Annotated in this window: 12 protein-coding genes, 1 rRNA gene and 1 pseudogene; 7 read left to right on the top strand and 7 right to left on the bottom strand. The window is 70.3% G+C overall.

Features of this window, described 5'->3' with window-relative positions; all coding sequences use genetic code 11:
- Window positions 1–79 precede the first annotated feature (79 nt).
- A 5S ribosomal RNA gene (gene rrf / locus SALPAC4_RS0110870) occupies window positions 80–196 on the top strand.
- 543 nt (window positions 197–739) lie between these two features.
- Here rrf and SALPAC4_RS0110875 read toward each other — a convergent pair.
- Window positions 740–2,599: a VanW family protein gene (locus tag SALPAC4_RS0110875; protein WP_027644657.1), complete on the bottom strand. Its 1,860-nt coding sequence runs from the start codon at window positions 2,597–2,599 to the stop codon at window positions 740–742.
- 154 nt (window positions 2,600–2,753) lie between these two features.
- Here SALPAC4_RS0110875 and nudC point away from each other — a divergent pair, with 154 nt between their 5' ends.
- A complete protein-coding gene (gene nudC / locus SALPAC4_RS0110880) occupies window positions 2,754–3,695 on the top strand; it encodes an NAD(+) diphosphatase (protein WP_019870340.1) in 942 nt (313 codons plus the stop codon).
- Here nudC and SALPAC4_RS0110885 read toward each other — a convergent pair.
- Entirely contained in the window at window positions 3,681–4,952 is a 1,272-nt protein-coding gene (locus SALPAC4_RS0110885; protein ID WP_019870341.1) for a polysaccharide biosynthesis protein, read from the bottom strand. The two genes, nudC and SALPAC4_RS0110885, sit on opposite strands and share 15 nt — an antisense overlap.
- Window positions 4,949–9,271 (bottom strand): alpha-(1->3)-arabinofuranosyltransferase, encoded by a 4,323-nt coding sequence (locus SALPAC4_RS0110890; RefSeq protein ID WP_019870342.1) that lies wholly within the window; start codon window positions 9,269–9,271, stop codon window positions 4,949–4,951. The genes SALPAC4_RS0110885 and SALPAC4_RS0110890 overlap by 4 nt, the downstream gene beginning before the upstream one ends.
- A gap of 165 nt (window positions 9,272–9,436) precedes the next feature.
- Between SALPAC4_RS0110890 and SALPAC4_RS0110895 the strand changes: the two genes are divergently transcribed.
- Genes SALPAC4_RS0110895 through SALPAC4_RS0110905 form a run of 3 tightly spaced genes read left to right on the top strand, consistent with a single transcriptional unit; the run spans window position 9,437 to window position 13,256 of the window.
- The gene (locus SALPAC4_RS0110895; protein ID WP_050564978.1) at window positions 9,437–11,317 is read left to right on the top strand and encodes a hypothetical protein; all 1,881 of its coding nucleotides are present in this window, start codon (window positions 9,437–9,439) and stop codon (window positions 11,315–11,317) included.
- Window positions 11,318–13,069 (top strand): hypothetical protein, encoded by a 1,752-nt coding sequence (locus SALPAC4_RS0110900; protein WP_019870344.1) that lies wholly within the window; start codon window positions 11,318–11,320, stop codon window positions 13,067–13,069. It abuts the gene before it with no gap.
- Window positions 13,062–13,256 carry a hypothetical protein gene (locus SALPAC4_RS0110905; protein WP_019870345.1) on the top strand — a complete coding sequence of 65 codons (195 nt, stop codon included), beginning with the start codon at window positions 13,062–13,064 and terminating at the stop codon, window positions 13,254–13,256. Before SALPAC4_RS0110900 ends, SALPAC4_RS0110905 begins: the two co-directional genes overlap by 8 nt.
- Here the strand turns inward: SALPAC4_RS0110905 and SALPAC4_RS0110910 are convergent.
- On the bottom strand, window positions 13,241–14,437 hold the full coding sequence (locus SALPAC4_RS0110910; protein WP_019870346.1) for a glycosyltransferase family 4 protein: 1,197 nt from the start codon (window positions 14,435–14,437) through the stop codon (window positions 13,241–13,243). The two genes, SALPAC4_RS0110905 and SALPAC4_RS0110910, sit on opposite strands and share 16 nt — an antisense overlap.
- A gap of 80 nt (window positions 14,438–14,517) precedes the next feature.
- Window positions 14,518–15,729, bottom strand: coding sequence for an acyltransferase family protein (locus tag SALPAC4_RS0110915; protein WP_019870347.1), 1,212 nt, complete (start codon window positions 15,727–15,729; stop codon window positions 14,518–14,520).
- Between the two features lie 114 nt (window positions 15,730–15,843).
- Between SALPAC4_RS0110915 and SALPAC4_RS0110920 the strand changes: the two genes are divergently transcribed.
- Window positions 15,844–16,896 carry a DUF3068 domain-containing protein gene (locus SALPAC4_RS0110920; RefSeq protein WP_019870348.1) on the top strand — a complete coding sequence of 351 codons (1,053 nt, stop codon included), beginning with the start codon at window positions 15,844–15,846 and terminating at the stop codon, window positions 16,894–16,896.
- Between the two features lie 151 nt (window positions 16,897–17,047).
- Here the strand turns inward: SALPAC4_RS0110920 and SALPAC4_RS0110925 are convergent, their stop codons facing one another.
- Complete coding sequence (locus SALPAC4_RS0110925; RefSeq protein WP_020113486.1) at window positions 17,048–18,718, bottom strand: DUF885 domain-containing protein; 1,671 nt, start codon at window positions 18,716–18,718, stop codon at window positions 17,048–17,050.
- A 164-nt stretch (window positions 18,719–18,882) separates the two neighbouring features.
- Here SALPAC4_RS0110925 and SALPAC4_RS25285 point away from each other — a divergent pair, with 164 nt between their 5' ends.
- Window positions 18,883–20,019 carry a DMT family transporter gene (locus SALPAC4_RS25285; protein ID WP_019870350.1) on the top strand — a complete coding sequence of 379 codons (1,137 nt, stop codon included), beginning with the start codon at window positions 18,883–18,885 and terminating at the stop codon, window positions 20,017–20,019.
- Here the strand turns inward: SALPAC4_RS25285 and SALPAC4_RS0110935 are convergent.
- Window positions 19,968–20,969 (bottom strand): annotated as a pseudogene (locus SALPAC4_RS0110935) (PHP domain-containing protein); the annotation flags it as partial. The gene SALPAC4_RS25285 and the pseudogene SALPAC4_RS0110935 sit on opposite strands and share 52 nt — an antisense overlap.
- Between the last annotated feature and the right edge of the window lie 26 nt (window positions 20,970–20,995).

The raw sequence follows: 20,995 nt of genomic DNA on the forward strand, positions 1-20,995 counted from the left end.
TGCTGCGCGTCCACTGTGTAACTCTTGGCAAACAAACATTGCCTGTGGTGTTGGGTGTGTTTGATATGTCGATAAGTGTTACGGCGGTCATGGCGGAGGGGAAACGCCCGGTTACATTCCGAACCCGGAAGCTAAGCCCTCCAGCGCCGATGGTACTGCACTCGGGAGGGTGTGGGAGAGTAGGACACCGCCGGGCAAAACTTCAGTTGAGGGCCGACCCTACCCGGGTCGGCCCTCAACGCATTTCCAGCCCTTCAACACCACGCCCCCAAGTTTCTTTGCGCCGCCTGCCGCCTGCCGTCCTCGCCCAGTCCCGGCCGATGTTGGACCAGTGTGACGACCGTAAGGGGCCCCGTCAGCGGTGACGGCATTGTCTCTTGAGCTGCGGCAGCGTCAATCACGCTGGCTTCCCTGTCCGCTGCTCGTTGAGTGTGGTCGGCCCGACCGCACCGACTTGTCGAATCCGCCGCATTGTGCCGTCGTGGTCCGCCGAGTCACTGGCCGGACCGTGGGACTGGTCGTCGCGAAGCGCTGTAGCTGTTGGCTACGACAGCTGGACGGCTGCGGGCATTGGTGTGCCCCGCGCTGCGGGTAGATGCCCCTGCGCCGTGGTAACTGCCCCTGCGCCGCGGTCGCTGCTGTCCCGGCTCTGACCGGGGCTGTGGTCGCCGGGGAGAAGACGAGGGCCCTGCCGGCGCAGTGCCGACAGGGCCCGGTCAGTTCAGGTGAGGGGCGGGGTTCAGGAGGGCTCCGGGCCGCAGATGAAGCGTGGCTCCGCGGCGTAGCGCCAACTGAACTTCTCCCGCTTCGTCTCCTTGCCATCCTTGTAGAACACCCGGTAGGCGTTCTGGCTGAACCCGTCGCTGCCGTTGGCGGCGATGCAGTCCGGGCCTGGCTCCAGGTAGACCGTCTTCGGTTTGGTGATGTTGCTTCGGGGGCCGTACTCCGTCTTCACCTTGTCCCAGACCTTCGTGCTCCAGATCGAAACAGTGATCTTGTTCGACGTGTACGAGGTGTCGATCAGGAGCCCGTACTCGGTGTTGTTGCGGAACTTGAAGTCGAGCTCTGGGTAGAAGATCGTGGACTCGATGACCGCGGGGTAGCGGCTGAAGTAGTACGAGTGGGGCTTGTGCTCGACATCCTCGAGCCCCGCGTAGTAGGTGGCGTTGAAGAGCGTCGTGGTGAACTGTGAGACCCCGCCCCCGACTCCCGGTACGAGCTTGCCGTTGAGGATGACCGGCGCGTCCTGGTAGCCCTTGGCGTAGTTCCGGTCGCCGGTATGCCCGTTCAGGGAGAACGTCTCGCCGGGCAACACCAGTGTGTTGTCCACGTCCTTCGCGGCGGTGATGATGTTCTGACTGCGGGGCGAGGAGAGCCCACCGGGGAACTGGGTGGTGAAGGTCGACACCTTCTCCTTGATGCCCAGGCCGGCCAACTTCTCCGTGGTGAGCTCCGGCTCCTTTGTCTTGAGCGTGCCCGTCACCCGACGGTCATCCGACTGCGGTAGGACCGCGAGTAGAGCCTCCCCAAGGTCGCTGGTGTCCAGCTCCTTCCCGTCCCGACTCGCGGTGATCTTCGGCTTGCCGTCGGTGAGGGTCATCTGGGCGTTCTTCGGGCTCACCTCGACCTTGGCCAGGTCGTCATCGAGCGCGGTGCGGAGCCGCTCGCCATCGACCTTCGCCGACAACGTGCCAGCCTCGTCGGCGGTGAACAGCAGGCTCTTCGCGATCGCCGCCGGCGGAATGCTCACCGAGCCCTCGTCCGTCGTCAGGGTCACCGGAGCCGCCACGGCCGGTTTCGCCAGCTCGGTCACCATCCGGTCCACCTCCTCGGCGGTGGTCACCGGGTGGGTCTCGGCCAGCGGAATGGTGACCGGCTCGCCGCTCAACCAGCCCTCCCGAACTGCCTGCGCGGAGTGCTCCCGGTTGAGCTCCAGGCTGGGCTTCGGATGGGTTGCTTTCGGGGTGAGGCCACTCCAGGTGATTCCGGGCATGGTCATCTTGCGGCTCTGCTCCCCCAAGACCTCGTTGAGCGCCGCGTCGAGCCGCTCCACGTCCACCGTCACCACCGGTGGCACCGCGCGGGAGCCGACGAGGCGCTCGAAGACGTGCGCCTCCACCTGCATGGCGGCTCGCACGGTGGCCTCCACGTCAACCTGGAGACCCACCTCGGCCGGCACCAGCTCCGCAGTCTGTTCGCCGACGACCACCGGCAGGGGAGCGTTCAGCTCGGCGGTCTGTCGTTCCACCGCCGCGCGCAGCTCGTCGGCCGCGGCTGCCTGGCTCTGACCGCCGAGCTCCGCGCCGAGGACGGTCGTGCCACGGGGTACGTCACCGGCGTACGCGTAGGTGCCGATGCCGATCGCGGAGGCGAGCACGGCGGTGGTGACCCCGGTGGCGATCAGCAGCCAGGTGCGGTTGGCCCACCCCCCGCGAGGCGGAAGGGACCACCTGCCGCCAGATAGTAGGGACCACTTCCCGCCCGGTTGACGGTTGGCGGGTTGCTCTGTCTCCTCAACGGGCCACTGCACCGCGGTCACCTGCACGGTGGGCCGGTCGTCCGCGGGCAGCTTCTTGTCGCCGTACAGGGTCACAGTCACCTCGATCAGGGCGTCGCACCCGGGTGGCTATCACACCCGGAAGGAAACTACGGTAACCAACATGTGCTCGTTGCGGCAGGGCGCATCCTGCGTCGCGTGTCGCGCCTCCCCCCCGAACCTCGCGTGTCCGTCCGGGCATGCGACGGTGGGGTCCATGCGGGAGGACGAGGCAGCCCTGGCGTACGGCGGTGGTTGGGCGGACCGGGCTGGTGCCGTACGCACCGATCCGGATCGGCTGGCGACGCTGCTGGACGCGGCAGAGACCAGAGTGCTGCCGCTGTGGCAGGACCGCTGCCTGGCCGACGGGGCGGCGCCGGTTCGACTGAGCGGCGAAGCGGCGGCGCCGGTTCGCGCCGCCGGGGCGGAGCCGGTCTTCCTCGGGTTCGTGGCGGGGCAAGCGGTCTTCGCGGTGGACCTCTCCGAGCTCACCGAGGACGCCGCTGCGGCGGCTGCCGGGGCGACTCGGGTGGTAGATGTGCGCAGGCTCGTCGGGCGGCTCAGCCCAGCCGAGGCAGCCCTCCAGGCGTACGCGCGCGGTCTGCTGCACTGGCACCGGCAGCAGCGGTACTGCGGCACGTGCGGTGGGGCGACCAGCGTCCAGGAGGCCGGGCACGCCCGGCGGTGTACGGAGCCGGACTGTGCCCGGTTGTACTTTCCCCGGATCGAGCCCGCCATCATCGTGCTGGTGGAGACAGCGGGATCGCCCGGCCGTTGCCTGCTGGCCCGGCACGCCGGGGCGGCTGAGAACGCGTTTTCGACCCTCGCCGGCTTCGTCGAGGTGGGGGAGACGCTGGAAGACGCGGTCCGGCGGGAGGTGGCCGAAGAAGCGGGCGTCGTGGTGACCGACGTGGCGTACCAGGGGTCGCAGGCCTGGCCGTTTCCGGCGGGGCTGATGGTGGGGTTCCGGGCAACCGCCGAGTCCGACGAGATCCGGGTGGACGGGGTCGAGCTGCTGGAGGCGCGCTGGTTCACTCGCGCCGAGCTGCGTCAGCGGGCGGCGGTGGGCCATCGGCTGGGCCGGCCGGACTCGATCGGTCACCACCTGCTCAGCAGCTGGTTGGCCGAGGACGAGGCCGCAGCGTCAGCTTCCCGCTGACGCCCGCCGCGGTGCCGGCACCCGCGTGCCGGCTCGCGCTGGGGTCGACATCCATGTTCGGAGCGTCATGACCAGGGTCGTGACCACGGCGGCTCCCAGGGTGGGCCAGAGCAGACCGGCGACGGTCCGTGGCGTGGTCCACAACGCGACCGTCGTCAGCAGGACGCTGCCCACCCACAGCGGCGCGGCGGGCCAGCGGACGCCGGTGGCCACCGCCGCGTTCAGCAGGACGAAAACGACGGCGTAGAGCGCTCCGACCGCGGCGAAGAGCGGCGCGAACGGGCCCAGGTGGGTGTAGTCCGGGCCGCCGGCGAGTTGGAAGGCCAGGGTGCCGGCGAACGTCGCGCCGAGAATCAGTAGTACGCCGCAGCCGGCGGTTACGGCGAGGGCGACGGTCCGACTGAACCGGTCGTCGCGGGCCAGCCGGGGCAAGGCGAGTACGGTGGCGACCTGCGGCGCCCACAGCGCCCCCTTGGTCAGCACGGTCCCGACCGCATACCCGCCGGAATCGTCACCCGGCAGTAGCTGACGGGCGAGGAAAAGGTCCACGTACGAGACGACGAGCATGGCGAGCATCGCGGCGCAGCCGGTCAGGATCTGGCCGGCATTCAGCGGCGGCGCCGTGGCGGGGGCCCTCGCGGCAGCCGGCCGGGCCAGCGCGGCGAGCCCGACCGGAGTGAGCGCGGCGGTCCCGGCACCGAGCAGCAGGGAGCCGGTCAGGCCGGCGTCCAGCAGCAGACCGACCAGCACCCCGCCGTACCGGCCAGCGGCCAGCAGTCCCATGGCGACGGCCAGTCGGACGAACCGTTGCCCGCCCTGAAGCTCCCCCAACGTCCGGCAGGAGAGCACGATGGCGGCCGTGGTGATCGCGGAGAGGATGAGGGCCTCGACCGGAAGCCGCAAGCTCGGGACGAGTAGTGGGGTGGCGAGGATCAGGGCGGATGCGCAGAGCGCGGCGGTCAACAGGGCTGCCCGGCGGGTGTGGGTGGGGCCGTGCTTCGCGTGGTGCACGGCGACGGCGAGCTGAAGGCCGAATCCGGGCACGCTCGCGATGGCGATCAGGCCGAGCGTGGTGGCGAGCGCGCTGAGCTCGGCCGAGTCGAGCTGGCGGGCGGCCAGCACCGGAGCGAGATAGGCGAGGCCGTTGCCCAGCAGCCCCGCGGCGGTCACCGCTAGGCCGGCGGTGCCGAGTGCCCGGGCGCCGGTGTTCGGGGAACGCGTCTCCGAACTGTCCACATTGTCGGTTCGCCGGCTCACACGATCCCCGATGGGTCGGAGTCTCGCCAGGAGGTGTTCCCGGCGATGCCGCCGCCTGACCGCGTGGGTACCTCCACGGTTGACGGTGCCGTGGCGGGGCGTTGGGGAGCGCGGTGGACGGGGCGGCGTCGAAGGCAGGTGGACAGCCAGAGGCAGCCGAGGGCGAGAACCATGAGGAGCTGCGGAAGGGCGGCGGTGTGCCGCTGCGTGGCGTCCAGGTACGTCCAGCTGGCGAGAAGGACGAGGGCGGCGGGGAGCCAGGACTCGACGAAGCGGGGGGCGAGCCGTACCCAGCGGGGGTCGCTCGGCCGCGACTCGCGTAGCGAACCGGGGAGGGCCAGTAGGACTCCAGCGGCGACGAGTGCCCCGCCGACGAGGCCGCCGAGCAGGATCAGGGCGGTCGCGCCGACCGCCAGCAGGGGCAGGGAGCGGTTGGTCGGGCGTCGTGGTCGCCGGGCCGGCCGGGCCGGCCCGCTGCCGCGACGTTCGGGGAGCAGCGCGAGGAGGGCGACGCCCAGGAGCAGGGCGCCTCCGGTCAGGAGCGCCACCTGGTACGGCCGGTCCGGGGTGAAGCGCAGGACGACCTCGCCCGCGGCGCCGGCGGGCAGCACCCAGCCCTGCTGCCAGCCGTCAACGACCATGGGGCGCAGTGGCTCGCCGGCGAGCGTGGCCTGCCAGCCCGGGTTGGTGTTCTCCCGCACCGCGAGCACCCGTTCGACGGCGTGCTCAGCGACCTGTACCCGCCGCTCGGTCGCAGCCCACGCGGTGACGTCGAGGGCGCTCGGGCCCAGCACGCCCGTGCGCTGCTGCGGTACGAGAGCGACCCGGGTGGGCGTGGCGAACTGGCTGGCGGCGGCGATGAGACGGTGTTCGGTGGCGCCGAGCGACAACTCGGGGTCGGTGCCGCACGGCTCGGCTGGGACCTCCCGCAACTCCAGGAGGTCTCGCATCGTGCCGCGTAGGGCGGTGGTTACCGTCTTTTCGCCGATCGTCAGCGTGGGGCCGGAGCCGCAGCCCAGCGTCAAGGGTGTGTCCAGGTCTGCTCGGCTGGTGGGGGCGCCCGGAAGCACGGTGATCTCTCCGACCGCGATCGGCAGGGGCTCGGGCAGCCGAAATCCGTATGGATCGATGCTGGCGGCGGAGGGCGGGTCGAGGAACTGGATGGTGATCTCGTTGGTTCGGGCCGGCGGATCCAGGGTCAGCACTCCGTCCTCGCCGAGTAGGCCGCCGCGGATGCCATCGTCGGCGATCACCCGTACGCTGCCGAGCCGGGTGGCCGCGACGGCCGGGTCAACGGCGAACCGAAGGCCGCTGATGACCTGCGGCCTGAGCCAGGTGAGGCGCAGGATCGGTGCGTCATCGCTGGTCGCTGGTGACCAGCTGGTGGCCGGGTCCCCGTCCAACACCGCGCCGGGGCGGCGGGTCGGATGTGGGACGCCGGTTGACGAGGCGCTCACCTCGGGCGCGAGGCCCAGTGCCTGGGCGGCGGTGACCGCCTCGTCCAGGGCCGCGTGTAGGGCGGAGCCGTCCATCGGGCGGGCCCACAGCTGCGGGTCGTAGGTCCCGGCAGCGGGCAGGGTGAGCGTACGGTCGATCGTGCGTCCATCCTCCGAGCCGCGGATCGCGTTGGTGGAACAGTGCGGCTTCCCGTCAACCATGAAGCAGGCGGGCGTGCGGGGGTCGGCGGAGACGACGACGGCCGGTGGTTGTTCGGTGGCGGGGGCGTCCGGCAGCCGGAGGGTGCGACTGGTCCGGATGCCGGGGATGCTGATTTCGGAGATCCCCACCACCCCGGCACCGAGTGCGCGGAGGGCGAAGGTGTCGTCGATGGAGATGCGGATTCGCTGGGTGGCGTGGATGCCGTCCAGGTCGAAGGTCATCCGGTCGCCGAAGCTCTCCACGGTCCGGCTCTCGTATCCGGCGGTAACGGTCACCGTGGTCGGCAACACGTCCGCCGTCAGGTCGAAACTGAGCTCCACCTTGGTGATGTTGGTCGGGTTCTCCAGCGCCACCTCGATCCACTGTCGATCACCGTGGCTGTATGGGGCGGACTGCCAGGAGGTCGTCGGGTCGCCGTCCATCGCCGCATACGGCTGATGCTCGGAGCGGTTCCCACCGGGGGTGCTGACCTGCGAGCGTGCCGTTGCCGCGCGGATCGAGCTGATGCCCTCAAACTCCGCCACTGTGGACCAGTCTGCGGCCCAGTCGGGCAGGTAGTCGTGCGCGGGGGCGGACGACGCGAGGGGCTCGTCGGCGGTGTGGGTGTGCGAGACGTTGTCCTGGGAGCGCCCGAAGGAGACCTCACGGCGCCGAAGCCCGTCGGTCATTGCGACGGGACCGGAGCCGCCGCCGGCTTCCGCTTCGCTGGCCTCCGCGTCGCCGGCCAGGACCGTGGGGGCCGGGCTCAACAGGCCCGCCGCAGCGAGGTCGAGCAGGGACTCCGGGCCACCGACGACGGTGGCGACCTCCGTCCGGTCGTAGGCGACGACTGGCTCCACCCGGCGGTTGACCTGGTAGACCTCGAGTGCCCGTCCCGGTACGTCGAGCCCCTGGTCGCGAAGCTCGTCGACCGCCTCTGGCCCACCCCGGACCGGGCCGAAGGTGGTGACCCGGGTCAGCCCCGGTGAGCGCTGCAGGGCCTGGCGAACCACGGCGGGGCGGGTCGTGTCGGAGCGACCGTGGTCGAGATCGGCACGGAACAGGACATGGCTGATCCCGGAGCGGGCGAGGAGGTCGGCGAGGCCCGCCGAGCCGGCGCCGGAGCTGAGCGTGGCCTCGATCGCGTCCAGGAGCCGAATGGTGGTGGGCGGGGTGAAGGGGATCGAGTTACGTACCGCCCAACTGCTCTCCAACAGCGGTTGGGTGATCTCGTCGGTGGTGCTGCCCCAGTCGTAGGCGGGGCGGCGGGCTCCGGGGACGACGAGCACCCGTCCCGGTCCGGTGTTCGCGTCCAGCCAGTCGGCGGCGTCGTGCCAGTATTGGGGCACTTCCCGCGCGCTTCCCGGGGTGGCGAGTCCGCCGACGATCGCCGGGCTGGCGACCGCCGCGACCGCTGCCATGGTCACGCCGGTGGTGACCCAGGCCCGCGCGAAGGCCGGCTTGCGGCGCGCGGCGGGCGCGGTACGCGCTGCCCGCACGACCAGGCTGACCAGGTGGGCCAATCCGAGCGCCAGTGGTAGGCGGAGCAGGACGTCGAACTTGTGGGTGTTCCGCAGTGGTGCGCCGACCCCGTCGAGGAACTGCTGCTGTCCTCCGGCGAGGAGGTTGGGGAACTCGCTGACGTGCCCGAGCCCGACCATCGCGGCGCCGAGCACCAGGCCGGTGACGAGGAAGCGGCGGTGCGGCATCCCGCGCCGGGAAAGCCCCAGTACACCCAGGGCGGCGACGGCGAGCGTGGCGAGGATCAGCGCAAGCTCGTTGGCCAACCGGGCGCCGCCGGGGATGGCCTGCTCAACCGGGGAGGCCAGGTACGCCACCCAGTAGGACGCGCCGCGGAACGTCGTCACGGCGTCGGTCACGCTGGTGGTGCTCTGGGCGGCTTCGATGTAGTCGAGGAACGGTGGGCTGTACCGCCCGAGAATGAGCAGTGGAGCCAGCCACCAGGCGGTGGCCAGGGCGACCGCGGAGCACCAGGCGGCGAGCGCGCTGATCCGGCGGCGGATCGGTGCGATTGTGGCGAGCCAGAGCAGGGCGAGCGGCACCACCGCGAACACGGCGGTCGCATTGACCCCGCCCGCACAGGCCACGGCGAGTGCCGACCCCGCGACCGCCCGACGTAGGGGCGCACCTCGGGCGAGGCCGACCAGGGGGATCAGCACCCACGGCGCCACCGCGCTGGGCCAGGATTCGACCGAGGACCAGCCGAGTTGGGTGAGAATCCGGGGCGACAGCGCGAAGGCGATGCCAGCGATCATGCGTCCAGTGGGCGAGCCGATGCCGAGCTTGCCGGCCAGCCGCACCACGCCCAGGTAGGCGACGCAGAAGAGCAGCGCCCACCACAACCGTTGAATCACCCATGGTGCCAGGCCAAGCTCTGACCCCACCAGGAAGAACGGACCCATTGGCCAGAGGTACCCGTAGGCCTGGTTCTGTAGCTGGCCGAAGGTGCCGGAGGGGTCCCAGAGATGCAGCGAGCGGAGCAGCCATCCGGCGGGATTGACGTTCAGGTCGACCTTGGTGTCGGGGACGATCAGCCCGGGCGCCTGCTGGAAGGCGAGAGCGGTGAGGACGACGCAGATGGCGAGGTGCCGGAATCTCTGGTCCAGCCGTCGGACTCGATTCGGCCGTGCGCCGGCGCCACTGGTCACCTCTGCACGCATGTCGCTCCTGTTCCGCCGGGGTACGGGTATCGGCAGCCGACGACGGTCGAGCGACGTAGCCGGGACCGGGGGTGAGGGGGTGGCACTAACGAACGGTGTGACGAATGTGGATGGACGGCAACCCCCCACGGCGTGTAAGCGTGTGGCAGGCTGCCAAGCATGTCAATGCCAGAGGCTGGGGCTGTGGCACCTGGAAAGCCCGCTGCGTCGGAGTCCGGCGGCCCGAAAACGTTCGTTCGACGGTTTCGTCCGGATCGCGTCGGAGCGGTGGCGATAGCCCTCATCGTGGTGTCGGTCGCCTGGCGGGCCGGCCTCGCCGCGCGCGGCTGGTTCTCCCAGGACGAGTTCGTGCTCGCCGCCCAGGCCCTTGACGCCCGGTTGGACGCGGACTTCCTGCTGGGAACCTTCAACAACCACCCGACGCCCGGCGGTCTGTTGATCGCCTGGCTGATGGTGCGGCTGGCCGGTTTCGCCAGTTGGCCCTGGGTGCTGATGCTGGCGGTGGGACAGGCGGTCGTGGGCATCGCCGTCTACCGGCTGCTGCGTGACCTGCTGCGGCCGGGCTGGGGTCTGCTGGTCCCGTTGGCCCTCTTCCTGTTCAGCCCGCTGACGTTGGAGGTGTCGTCGCTGTGGCTGGTCGGGCTGCTCCTGTTGCCGGTGCAGCTCGCGCTGGTCCTGGCGGTGCGGGCCCAGGTCTGGTACGTGCGCACCGGCCGCCGCCGGCACCTCGTGATGGTCGCCCTGTGGCTGCTGTTCGGCCTGCTGTTCGACCCGAAGGCGCTGCTGATAGCACCGCTGTTGTTTCTGCTGACCCTCTTCCTGTTCACTGCCGGCTCGCCGTGGCGAAGCGTGGTCAGGGTGGTGCGTCGGTACTGGCCGGTTTGGCTGTTGCTCACCGTGCTCTCCGGGGCCTACCTGGCGTTCTACCTGACCCGACCGGCTCGTGCGCTGGACCAGGTGACCTCAGCCGGTCAGGCTTTCACCTTCCTCGGTGACCTGGTCGGTGCGACCGTCGTGCCGGGCCTGCTCGGGGGGCCGTGGCGGTGGACCTACGCCGGTGACGGGCCGCCGTTGGTGGATCCCTATTCGGTCGCGATGTGGCTGTCGTGGCTGGTGCTGGCGGCTCTGGTCGTGGTGACCGTCCGCCGGCGCCGGTCGGCGGCGCGGGCCTGGCTGCTGCTGGCCTGCTACCTCGGCCTGGTCGCGGTGCTCTTCGCGGCGACCCGCCTCGGTGGCGTGCTCGGCCCGATGGTGGGCACAGTCCCACGTTTTGTGGCTGATGTGGTTCCGGTCGCCGCGATCTGCGTCGGGGTAGCCCTGTTCGGGCTTCGGGATGCCGGCGAGCAGGACCGGTACGTCCCCCGGCCGCTACCGGGGATTCCGCGGGTGCTCAACTCGATTGCGGTTGGTCGGGCGGCGATCACCGCCGTCCTGGTCGCGGTCGGGCTCGGTGCGGTGTGGAGCACCGTCACGTTTGGCGATAACTGGAGCACCAAGTACGGCCGGGAGTACCTCGCCACGGCCCAGGCCGAGCTGGCCGCCGCGCCTGCGGGCACCGTCTTCCTCGACGCGACCGTCCCTGATCGGGTGGTGTCCGGCTACTTCTGGCCGGACAACCTTCAGTCGTACTTCTTCCGACCGGCGGAGCACCAGCCGGAGTTCGTCGAGGTGGCCGAGCTGCCGGTTACCTTCGACGCGGAGGGTCGAATCCGGCCGGTTCGGATCGAGGGAGTCCCGGTTCTGCCAGGCCAGGTGTCCGACTGCGGGCACCTGGTGGAGAGCGGTCGTACGACTCGGATTCCGTTGGCAGCGCCGGTCGAGGAGTGGCCGTACGTGGTGGAGTTCGGCTACCTGAGCTCCGGCGACGCGACCGTGACCTTGCGCCTGGGCGAGGACACCCGGGAGATCGCGGTGCGGAGTGGACTGAATCAGCTGTTTTTCCCGTTGCACGGTGCGGGGGACGCCATCGAGGTCACCATCAACACTCCGGACATCTCCCTCTGCACCAGGTTGATCACTGTCGGGCGGGTGGTGCCGGCGTCGTGAGTGGGTGACCGACCAGCCGTACGGGCCCGGGTGGTGCGGGATCGGCTCCTGCTGTACGCCGTCGCGGCGGTGGTGACGGCGATAGTGCTCGCCCCACTGGCGGCACCGGGCTACGTGTTGCGCTACGACATGGTGTTCGTGCCCCGGCAGCCGCTGACCTGGGATCTCGTGGCGCCGGCGCAGGGCCTGCCGCGGGCGGTGCCGATGGACGCCGTGGTCTCGGTGCTCACCCAGCTTGTCCCGGGCTGGGTGGTGCAGCGGATCGCATTGGGCGGGGCGGTCCTGCTGGCGGCGGTTGGTGCCGGGCGCCTGGTGCCGACCGAACGGACCGGGGTTCGGCTGCTCGCGGCGGTCGGCTATGCCTGGACGCCGTACCTGGCCGAGCGGCTGTTGATCGGGCAGTGGGGGCTGCTCGTCTGCTACGCCGCCCTGCCGTGGTTGGTGCGGGCCGTGCTGGAGTTGCGGGCTGGGCGGGCCGACGCGGTGGCCCGCGTGCTGCTCGCCGCCGCACCGGCGGCGATAACCCCGACCGGTGGCCTGATCGCGTTTGGCGTGGTGTCGCTGCTCGCACCGCAGCGGCGGCGTTGGCGGGGATCGACGGTCGCGGTGGCGGGGGTCGCCCTGCTCAACGCCCCGTGGGTAGCCGCTGCCCTGGTGACCGACGCGGGCGGCACCTCCGACCCGGCGGGAGTGGCCGTCTTCGCCGCCCGGGGCGAGAACTGGGCAGGTCCGCTGGCGGCGCTCGCCGGCACCGGGGGCATCTGGAGCGCTCAAGCCACTCCGGCGAGCCGAGCCCTGCCCCTGGTACCGCTGGTGACCCTGGTGCTGTTGGCCCTGGCCGCCGCCGGGTTTGGCCTACTGCGGCGGCGGATGTCGTCGGATGCTCTGACCCGGTTGTTGGTGCTGGCGGGGGCCGGTTTCCTGCTCGCCGCGCTTGGTGTGGTGCCGGGGAGCGCCGACGTGCTGCGGTGGGCGGTGGCGCAGCTACCGGGGGCCGGGCTGCTTCGCGACGGGCAGAAGTTCCTGGCGCCGTACGCGTTGCTGCTGGTGGTCTGCGTGGCGCTGGGCGCCGAACGGCTCGTGACCCGGATGGAGCGGACGAACCGGGAGGTGGCGGGGGTGATGCTCGGTGGTGTGTTGCTACTGCCGGTCGCGGCTATGCCGGATCTTGCGTTCGGCGGCGCGGGCCGGTTGTGGCCGGTCAGCTATCCGGCGGACTGGCAGGTGGTGGCGGGGCGACTGGCGGCCGACCCCGGTGGGGAGGTCTTGGCGCTGCCGTTGAGCGGCTACCGCGCGTACTCGTGGAATGCCGGGCGGACGGTCCTGGACCCGGCTCCGCGCTACCTACCGGCGACCGTCCTGATCGACGATACGCTCCGGGTCGGTGATGTCGCGGTGACCGGCGAGAACGCGCGCCTGCGGGAGATCCGCCAGCTGCTCGGGGCGGGGCGGCCGGTGGCGGAGACGGGGGTGCGCTGGGTGCTGGTGCAGCAACACCGCGCGGACCAGGTGGATCCGGCTACCCTCACCGGCCTCGAACTCGTGCACCAGGGGGCGTTCCTGGCCCTCTATCGCAACCCAGCCGTACCGCCGAGCCCGGTGGTGGTGTCCCCGGTTCGGTGGGCGGTGGTGGTGGCGTTGGCTGCCGCCGTCGCGGTGGTGGTCGCTGCCATGTTTCGGCGCTACGTCGGTGGGCTACTGCGTGGTAACCTCCGCTCCGAGGTTCAGACATTGGAGGATTGGCATGCGTAAAGCCCTGACCTTGGCCGTAACCGGCCTGGTGGCGGCGGTGCTCGGGTTCCTGTCTCTCGCCGGGCTGGCGGCCGCGACGACCGCCACCGAGGAGGAGGCGGTCGCCAAGGCTGAAGAGCTCGTTGAGAAGGCCAAGCAGGCCAACGAGCCGGACCCCTACGTACCCGAGATCTACGGCAGTAGGTAAGACGGGGCGCCCCGTGTGCGCGTCTGGCGGGGCGACTCCGCGCTCTCCAGTAGAGCGGCGAAGCGGCTTCCGGCCGCCGGCCAGGTAAAGGCCGCCGCGTGCTCCCGCGCTGCCGCACCCAGCTGCTGTCGTAGCTCGTGGTTGTGCAGCAGGGTCTGCACCTTCGCCACGTAGTCGTCCACGTCATCGGCGAGAAGCCCTGTTTGGCCGTCCACCACCGCCTCACCCACGCCGCCCGCGCTCCGGAAGGCGACGGTCGGAGTGCCCGCCGATCCCGCCTCCACGATGGTCAGACCCCAGCCTTCCTTCAGGGACGGGGTGAGCGCCACCCAGGCCGAGGCGAGGAGGGCTGCCTTCTCCTCCTCCGTCACGAACCCCCGGAACTCCACTCGGTCGGTGATGCCGAGCTCGTTGGCGACCTCGCGGAGTCGCCCTTCCCACCAGCCCTGGCCGGCGACGACCAGCCGCAGCTGGGGTAGTTCGTCGGCGAGGGTGGCGACCGCCTGCAACGCCACCTCGACGCGCTTGTGTGGGACCAGCCGGTTGAGCGTGACCAGCAGTGGGGAGGAGGTGCGTTCCGCGTCGGTGGGCGGGAGCGGCGGAGTGCCGTTGTGCACCACGGAAATCTGTTTCGCGGGTACGCCGAGCTGGATCAGCTCCTGACGGGTGGCGTCGGAGACGGTGATGTGGTGACAGTGCCGGTAGACGAATACAGCGAAAGATGACTCCACCCACCAGCCAAATCGAGCGGCCCATGCTGGAAGCACAACACCCCATTGCTCGCGGTGAATGTGGTGGACTAGCTTGACAATCGGTCGCCGAGCCCATAGTGGTGACATGAATGGCAGGCCGTTGCAGACATCCACGAGCACGTTCGGCCGGCCGCCGCGGCGGCGGGACAGGGGGCCGATGCCAAGGGCGCCGGCGAGATAGCAGAGGGCGGCCCACAGGTAGACGGTGTGGCGTCCACCGCGTCTGACCAGCCGAATCCCACCCTCGTTGACCTCATCGCGGGTGCCCTGACGATGTGCGGCGCAGAACAGTGTGACCCGGAAGCCGCGGGCTACCAACTCTGCGGCAATCCGCTCAACGTATACCTCGGATCCACCGCCTTCGGGGTTCCGGGTGTCCCGCCAGTTGAGGAACAGCACATGTCCGGCGGTGGCGGAAAAGTGCTCCACGTGATCCCTACTCTCGAGTAATTTAGCGCCACACTAAAGCTCGAGAGCCGGCTAGGCAATGCCTACGTGAACTATATGGGTCAATGTGGCGAATTGGTCGTCGGCACTCTCCTCTCGGGTTGAGGGGTGGTCGGTCGAGGGTGTCGGCGGTCGCCGAGCGCCTGGATCGGGCGTTCGATGCCGTAGTAGCTCAACGCCGCGAACGCCAGCCCACCCGCCATCGTCAGGGTGAAGGTCTCGAGGAGTCCGCCGGTGAACAGTGGGCGGTCTCCCGCGAGGTAGATAATTTCGATCACCAGTGGATGCCAGAGGAACAGCCCGTACGAGACGAGGCCGAGCCAACGGGCGGAGGTGCTGCCGAAGGCCTGGTGGATCCGGGTCTTCCGCTCGCCGAATGCCACCGGAATCATGATCAGAGTTCCGACCGCGAGATAGAGGGTGAGCTTCACGGTGAACTCCCCGGCGGTCGGCTCGGCGAGATCAAGCGGGCCGGCGATGGGCGTCGTCGCGATCGCCAGCAGACCCGCGGCCGCGGCCCAGCAGGCGACCGGCGCCGCGGCGAGGTCGTCGAGGACGCGCAGGGCGGCCGGACCCGTCCTGGTCTGTAGGGCGACATGCGCCACCGCCAGGACCATGCCGCCGCAGAACCAGGCCGCGTACGAGGGGAACCACATGGTGTGGACGGCGGTGTCGACCACGTCAAGTCCCATCAGGGTCAGCCACCCCGCAGTTACCAGGACGCCCCCGGCGGCGAGCACCAGGGTGCGGACCGGGCGCCAGGTGCGGCCTACGGCGAGTACCGCGACCAGTGGCAGGACCAGGTAGAACACGACCTCGGTGGCGAGGCTCCAGGTCTGACTGAGGCCGGCGCGAAGCTGATCGGGTTGATAGATCTGGGTGAAGGTCAGGTGGCGGAGCCAGTCGCCGGCCGAGGTGGGCCGGTTCTGCGGCAGAACGATCAGGCAGACCAGCACCGTCAGCCAGTAGGCCGGCAGGATCCGCAGGGCGCGCCGCCAGAAGTAGCGGCGAACCCGGGGCCGGGGACGCCCGGCGGCGGCACTCGATACCCAGGGCCGAAAGAGCAGGAATCCAGAGAGGACGAAGAAGATGGCGACTCCGACGTCCATCCGCGCCAACCAGGTGCCCCACTGGCTGTTCATGCTCACGCCGGTGTGGAACCCGACGTGGTGGGCGACGACGGCTACCGAGCCGATCGCGCGGAGCGCATCCAGGGCGGGCAGCCGGCCGGTGATCGAAGGAGGTGTCGGGCTCGGGGTAACGGTTGCGGACATCTGGACATCCAGGGGGTTCGCTTTAATGTTGACTGGGGAGTAACCTCCCGCCATGTTATGGATCGATTGCCCTGGGCGACAGGCCGTGGGGCGGCAGGCGTTACAGGAGGAAGAGTGAAGCTTCGGGTTAGTGCCGCGCTCTTCGGGCTCGGCATCTTGCTGTTGGTCCTCGCGGTCGGGTTGCCGCTCTATGTCGCCCCCGCCGTAACCAAGCTCCCCTATGACCTGGAGCCGACGACGTCGGTCGCGGAGGCGACGAACGCCCGGTTCCTGCAGATCACGGCCGAGGCGGAAACGGTCACGATCGAGGTCCCACGAGCGGATCTACGCTCCACCATCGAGGTTCTTCCCCAGCCCGGCCTCACCAGGGACGAGCTGCCGGAAAAGCTCAAGGGCGACGCGGTGGTCTGGGACGTCTACCAAACGGTGCGGCGGACCGACAACGACCGGGATATCACCGCGTACAGCACGCAACTGGCCCTCTTCCGGGTCTCCGGCACCGCCGCCCCCTGGGAAGATCAGTGGCTCAAGCAGGACGACAGCGACGAGACCCCGCGAGGCAACGTCGAATACTCGGGGCTGACCTACAAGTTCCCGTTCGGTGCGGAGAAGAAGGCCTATCCGCTCTTCGACCGCGACGTCAAGAAGGCGTTCCCGGCGGCCTTCGTCGGCACCGAGACCGTCGAGGGTATCGAGGTGTACCGCTACGAGCAGCGGATCGAGGAGGAGGAGCTGTACACCCCGGAGGAGAGCCTGCAGGTGCTGCTGGGCGCCTTCGCCCCGGAGGCCACCACCGGCAAGGTTATCTACAGCAACACCCGGACGTATTGGGTTGATCCGGTAACTGGCGTCTGGATTGACGCACGGGACCAGCCGCGCAAGGAACTGCGTCCGGACATCGGGCCCACCACGGTCCTGCTCGACGCTGACTTCAACTACACGGAAGACACCATCAGCAGCACCGTCGAGTCGGTTAAGAAGAACCGGTTCCAGATCAGCCTGGTCGGCCTCTGGGCCCCGATCGCCGCGGCCGTCCTCGGCCTGATCGCCCTGGCCCTCGGCCTCCGGCTGTTCTTCCAGGCTGGGGGTGGCGCAGGTCGGCACTCCGCCCGCGCGTCCGTCGCCGGTGGTCCAGCAGCCACCAAAGTGGATCAGGATCCGAGCTAGCGCATGAATGGGTGGCTCCGGGGGTAGGGGCGGGTCGTACCCGCCCCTACCCGGGCTCCTGCCCCGCCGACCAGCTGTCCTGCCTGGACTGATCGCTACCCTCGCACCGGCCGCTCGGCGGCACCCGGATCGGGGCGGTCAGCGTCCGCCCTCAGATCCGGGCGAGCGCCCGACGGAGCGGGTCCAGGCCGAGGGAGCCCAGGTCGAGCGCCTGCCGATGGAACTCCCGAAGGTCGAACTCCGCCCCCTTACGAGCCTTGGCATCGGCCCGAGCCTGCAGCCAGATTCGCTCACCAACCTTGTAGGACGGTGCCTGCCCGGGCCAGCCCAGGTAGCGGTTCAGCTCGAACCGCAGGACCTCATCCGGAACCCGGCAGTGCGCCCGCATGAACTCCCAGCCCAACTCCGGCGTCCAGCGTTCGCCCGGGTGGAAGCCGAACGGGTTGTCGGCCGGGATCTCCAACTCCAGGTGCATGCCGATGTCGACGATCACACGAGCGGCGCGGAGCGCCTGGCCGTCGAGCATGCCCAGCCGCTCGCCCGGGTCCTCGAGGTAGCCCAACTCCTCCATCAGTCGTTCGGCGTAGAGGGCCCACCCCTCGCCGTGCCCGGAAACCCAGCAGAGCAGCCGCTGCCAGCGGTTGAGGGTCTCCGCCCGGAGCACCGTCTGGGCCACCTGAAGATGGTGGCCCGGAACGCCCTCGTGGTAGACGGTGGTGACCTCGCGCCAGGTGGAGAAGTCGTCAATGCCCTGCGGCACCGCCCACCACATCCGGCCGGGGCGGGAGAAGTCCTCACTCGGGCCGGTGTAGTAGATCGCGCCGTCACTCGTCGGCGCCAGGCAGCACTCGATCCGGTGGACCTGTTCCGGGATGTCGAAGTGAGTGCCGTGCAGCTCGCTGACCGCCCTGTCGGCGAGGTTCTGCATCCAGTCCCGGAACGCCTCCTTGCCCCGGATGGTCCGCGCCGGGTCCGCGTCCAGCGCGGCCACCGCCTCGTCAACGGTGGCGCCGGGGCCGACGATCCGCGCGGCGACCGCTCGCATCTCCGTCTCCAGGCGGGCCAGCTCCGCGAACCCCCAGGCGTACGTCTCGTCCAGGTCAACCCGGGCACCGAGAAAGTACTGCGAGGCCAGCTCGTAGTGCTCCCGGCCGGCGGCCTGTTTCGCCCTGCCCCGCGGGGCCAGTTCGGTCCGGAGGAAGCGGCCGAACTCGGCGGTCGCCGCCGTGGCTGTCGTGGCACCCCGGCGCAGTTCGGCACCGAGTGCGCCACCCGCGCCCAGCCGTTCGACCAGCCCGTGGAAGAAGTTGTCCCCGTCGGGGGCCACCCAGGTGTCACACTGTTTGGCTACCTCGAGTAGCTGGGCTCGCGCGCTGGAATGGCCGGCCGCAGCCGCCTCGCGCAGCGTGGTCTGGTACTGCTCGAGCGCTTCGGCGAAGTGGTTGAGCCGCGCGGCGATGTTGGCCTGGGCCTCCTCGCCATCGGTCGGCATCAGATCGAACACGGAGCGGAGCTCGTGCAGCCCGCTGGTGATGACGTTGACTCCCCGGCCGACCTCTCCCGCCGCGTAGCGGGCGAGCTCCAGGCCGAGTCGCTCCTGCATGGCCTCCTTCGCGGTCTGCTCCGGCAGCGACTGAGGCTCCACGCCCTCGAGGTCGGCGAGGGCTCGGCGGCTCAGGTCGGCACGGGCGGCGTAGCCGTCCGGCGAGAGGTCGTCGAGGCGGTCGTCGTGGCCGGTGATGCCGACGTAGGTGGCGCCGGTCGGGCTCAGCGTGGCCCACTCCGCCACGTACCGGTTCGCAATATCGTCGATTGGTCCCACGGGCTCGACCCTACGTGATCGTGCAGTCGGGGTGGCCCGTGAGTTCGCCGGATTCAGGGTTGCCTCCGGGACCTGTGGTCACCGGCCGGACAGCTCTTGTGACGGCCAACACGGCGTCGGAAAATCGCCAGACTTTCCCGCGTACGGCCGGCAGAGTGTCCGGGGTGACAGTCGAGTCCGCCCCTGACCGGGCTGCGCTGCGGAGCTGGCTGCCCGGGTACCTCGCGCTGGCCGCGATCTGGGGTTCCAGCTTTCTGTTCATCAAAATCGGGGTACGGGAGCTGCATCCGGTTCACCTGACCCTCTACCGGGTCGGTGCCGGCGCGGCGACGCTGCTGATCCTGCTCGCGGTGCTGCGCGACCGGCTGCCCCGCGAGCCGCGGGTCTGGGCCCACCTGGTCGTCACCGGTGGGATCGGGGTGGCGCTTCCGTTCACCCTGTTCGGCTACGGCGGGGAGCGGGTCGAGTCCATGCTCTCGGGGATCTGGAACGCCACCACACCGCTGGTCGTGCTCCCCATGGCGGTGCTGGTCTTCCGCACCGAACGGCTGACCGCCGCCCGGGGCGTCGGGCTCGGGCTGGGCTTCCTCGGCGTACTGGTGGTGCTCGGGGTGTGGCAGGGGGCTGGTGGTGCGCACTTCGTCGGCCAGCTGATGTGCTTCGGCGCCGCGGCCTGCTACGGAGTAGCCATCCCGTACCAGAAGAAGTTCGTCGCGGGCCGCTCCTACTCCGGGCTGGCCCTGTCGGCGGCGCAGCTGTTGATGGCGCTGGCGCTGCTCACCGTCGTCACCCCGTTCGTGGCGGGTGCCCCGCCGCTGCCGACCGCCCTCTCCGGCTCGGTCCTGGCCAGCATGGTCGCGCTCGGCGCACTCGGTACCGGACTGGCCTTCCTGATTCACTTCCGGAACATTCGGGTCGCCGGCGCGAGTACCGCGGCGACGGTGACCTACGTGATCCCGGTCTTCGCGGTGCTGGCCGGTGCGCTGGTGCTCGACGAGCGGCTGACCTGGCACCAACCGGCCGGTGCGGTGGTGGTCCTGCTCGGTGTCGCTGTTGCCCAGGGCCTGATCGGCCCCCGCCGCCGACCGCGCGACACCACGCTACCGGCCGCTACAACCGGAACCTCGACCTCGGCGGGGGAAGCCTCAACCCCGGCGGCGGGAGCACCGGCCGCCGTCGGTCAGGAGCGGCTTGCGGCCCACGCCACCAGCCGCTCCGCCGGCCAGGTGTTGACCACCCGGTCAGCGGGGACGCCGCAGCGGGCGGCGCGTTCGCAGCCGAACCGTTGCCAGTCGAGCTGACCTGGAGCGTGCGCGTCGGTATTGATCGCGAACTGGCAGCCGGCCTCCAGCGCCCGCCGAATCAGCCGTTTCGGCGGGTCCTGCCGCTCCGGCCGGGAGTTGACCTCGACCGCGACGCCCCGCTCTGCGCAGGCCGCGAAGACAGCGTCCGCGTCGAAGTCGCTCTCCCCCCGGGTACGCCGCCGGTGCCCCCGGTCGCCCGGCCCGGTCACGCCCGCCGGTCGGCTGGAGACCATCCGGCCGGTGCAGTGCCCGAGGATGTCCAGGTGCGGGTTCGCGATCGCGGTGAGCATCCGGCGAGTCATCCGCCCCCGCTCGTCGGAGAGGTTGCTGTGCACCGAGCCCACCACCACGTCGAGCTGGGCGAGCAGCTCCTCGTCCTGGTCCAGCGTGCCGTCGGCGAGGATGTCCACCTCGATGCCGGTGAGGATCCGGAACCCCGTCGGCAACGCCTCGTTCAGCTGCCCCACCTGCTTCAGCTGGCGGCGTAGCCGGTCGGCGGTCAGGCCGCGCGCCACCTTCAGCCGAGGCGAGTGGTCGGTGAGCACCAGGTACTCGTGGCCCAGCTCGACCGCGGCCAACGCCATCTCCTCGATCGAGGAGCCGCCGTCGGACCAGTCCGAATGGGTGTGGCAGTCGCCGCGTAACGCTGTCCGGAGCGCTGCCGCCTCAGCGTCCAGGTCGGTGCCCTCGGTCGCCGCCAACCGACGCAGGTAGACCGGCTCCTCGCCCGCCAGCGACTCGGCCACGCAGCGGGCGGTGACCGCGCCCACCCCGGACAGGTCGGTGAGCTTGCCAGCACGGGCCAGCTCGGCGACCTCCGCGGTCGGCAGGGCAGCCACGGCCTTCGCCGCCGACCGGAACGCGCGCACCCGATAGGTGGCCTCGTTGGCCCGTTCCAGCAGGAAAGCTATCCGGCGTAGGTCAGCGATGGGATCCCGGGCGGTCATTCCTGCAACCTAGCGGCTGCGGCCAG

This window comes from Salinispora oceanensis, from assembly GCF_000383575.1.
In the GTDB taxonomy this organism is placed as follows: Bacteria; Actinomycetota; Actinomycetes; order Mycobacteriales; family Micromonosporaceae; genus Micromonospora; species Micromonospora oceanensis.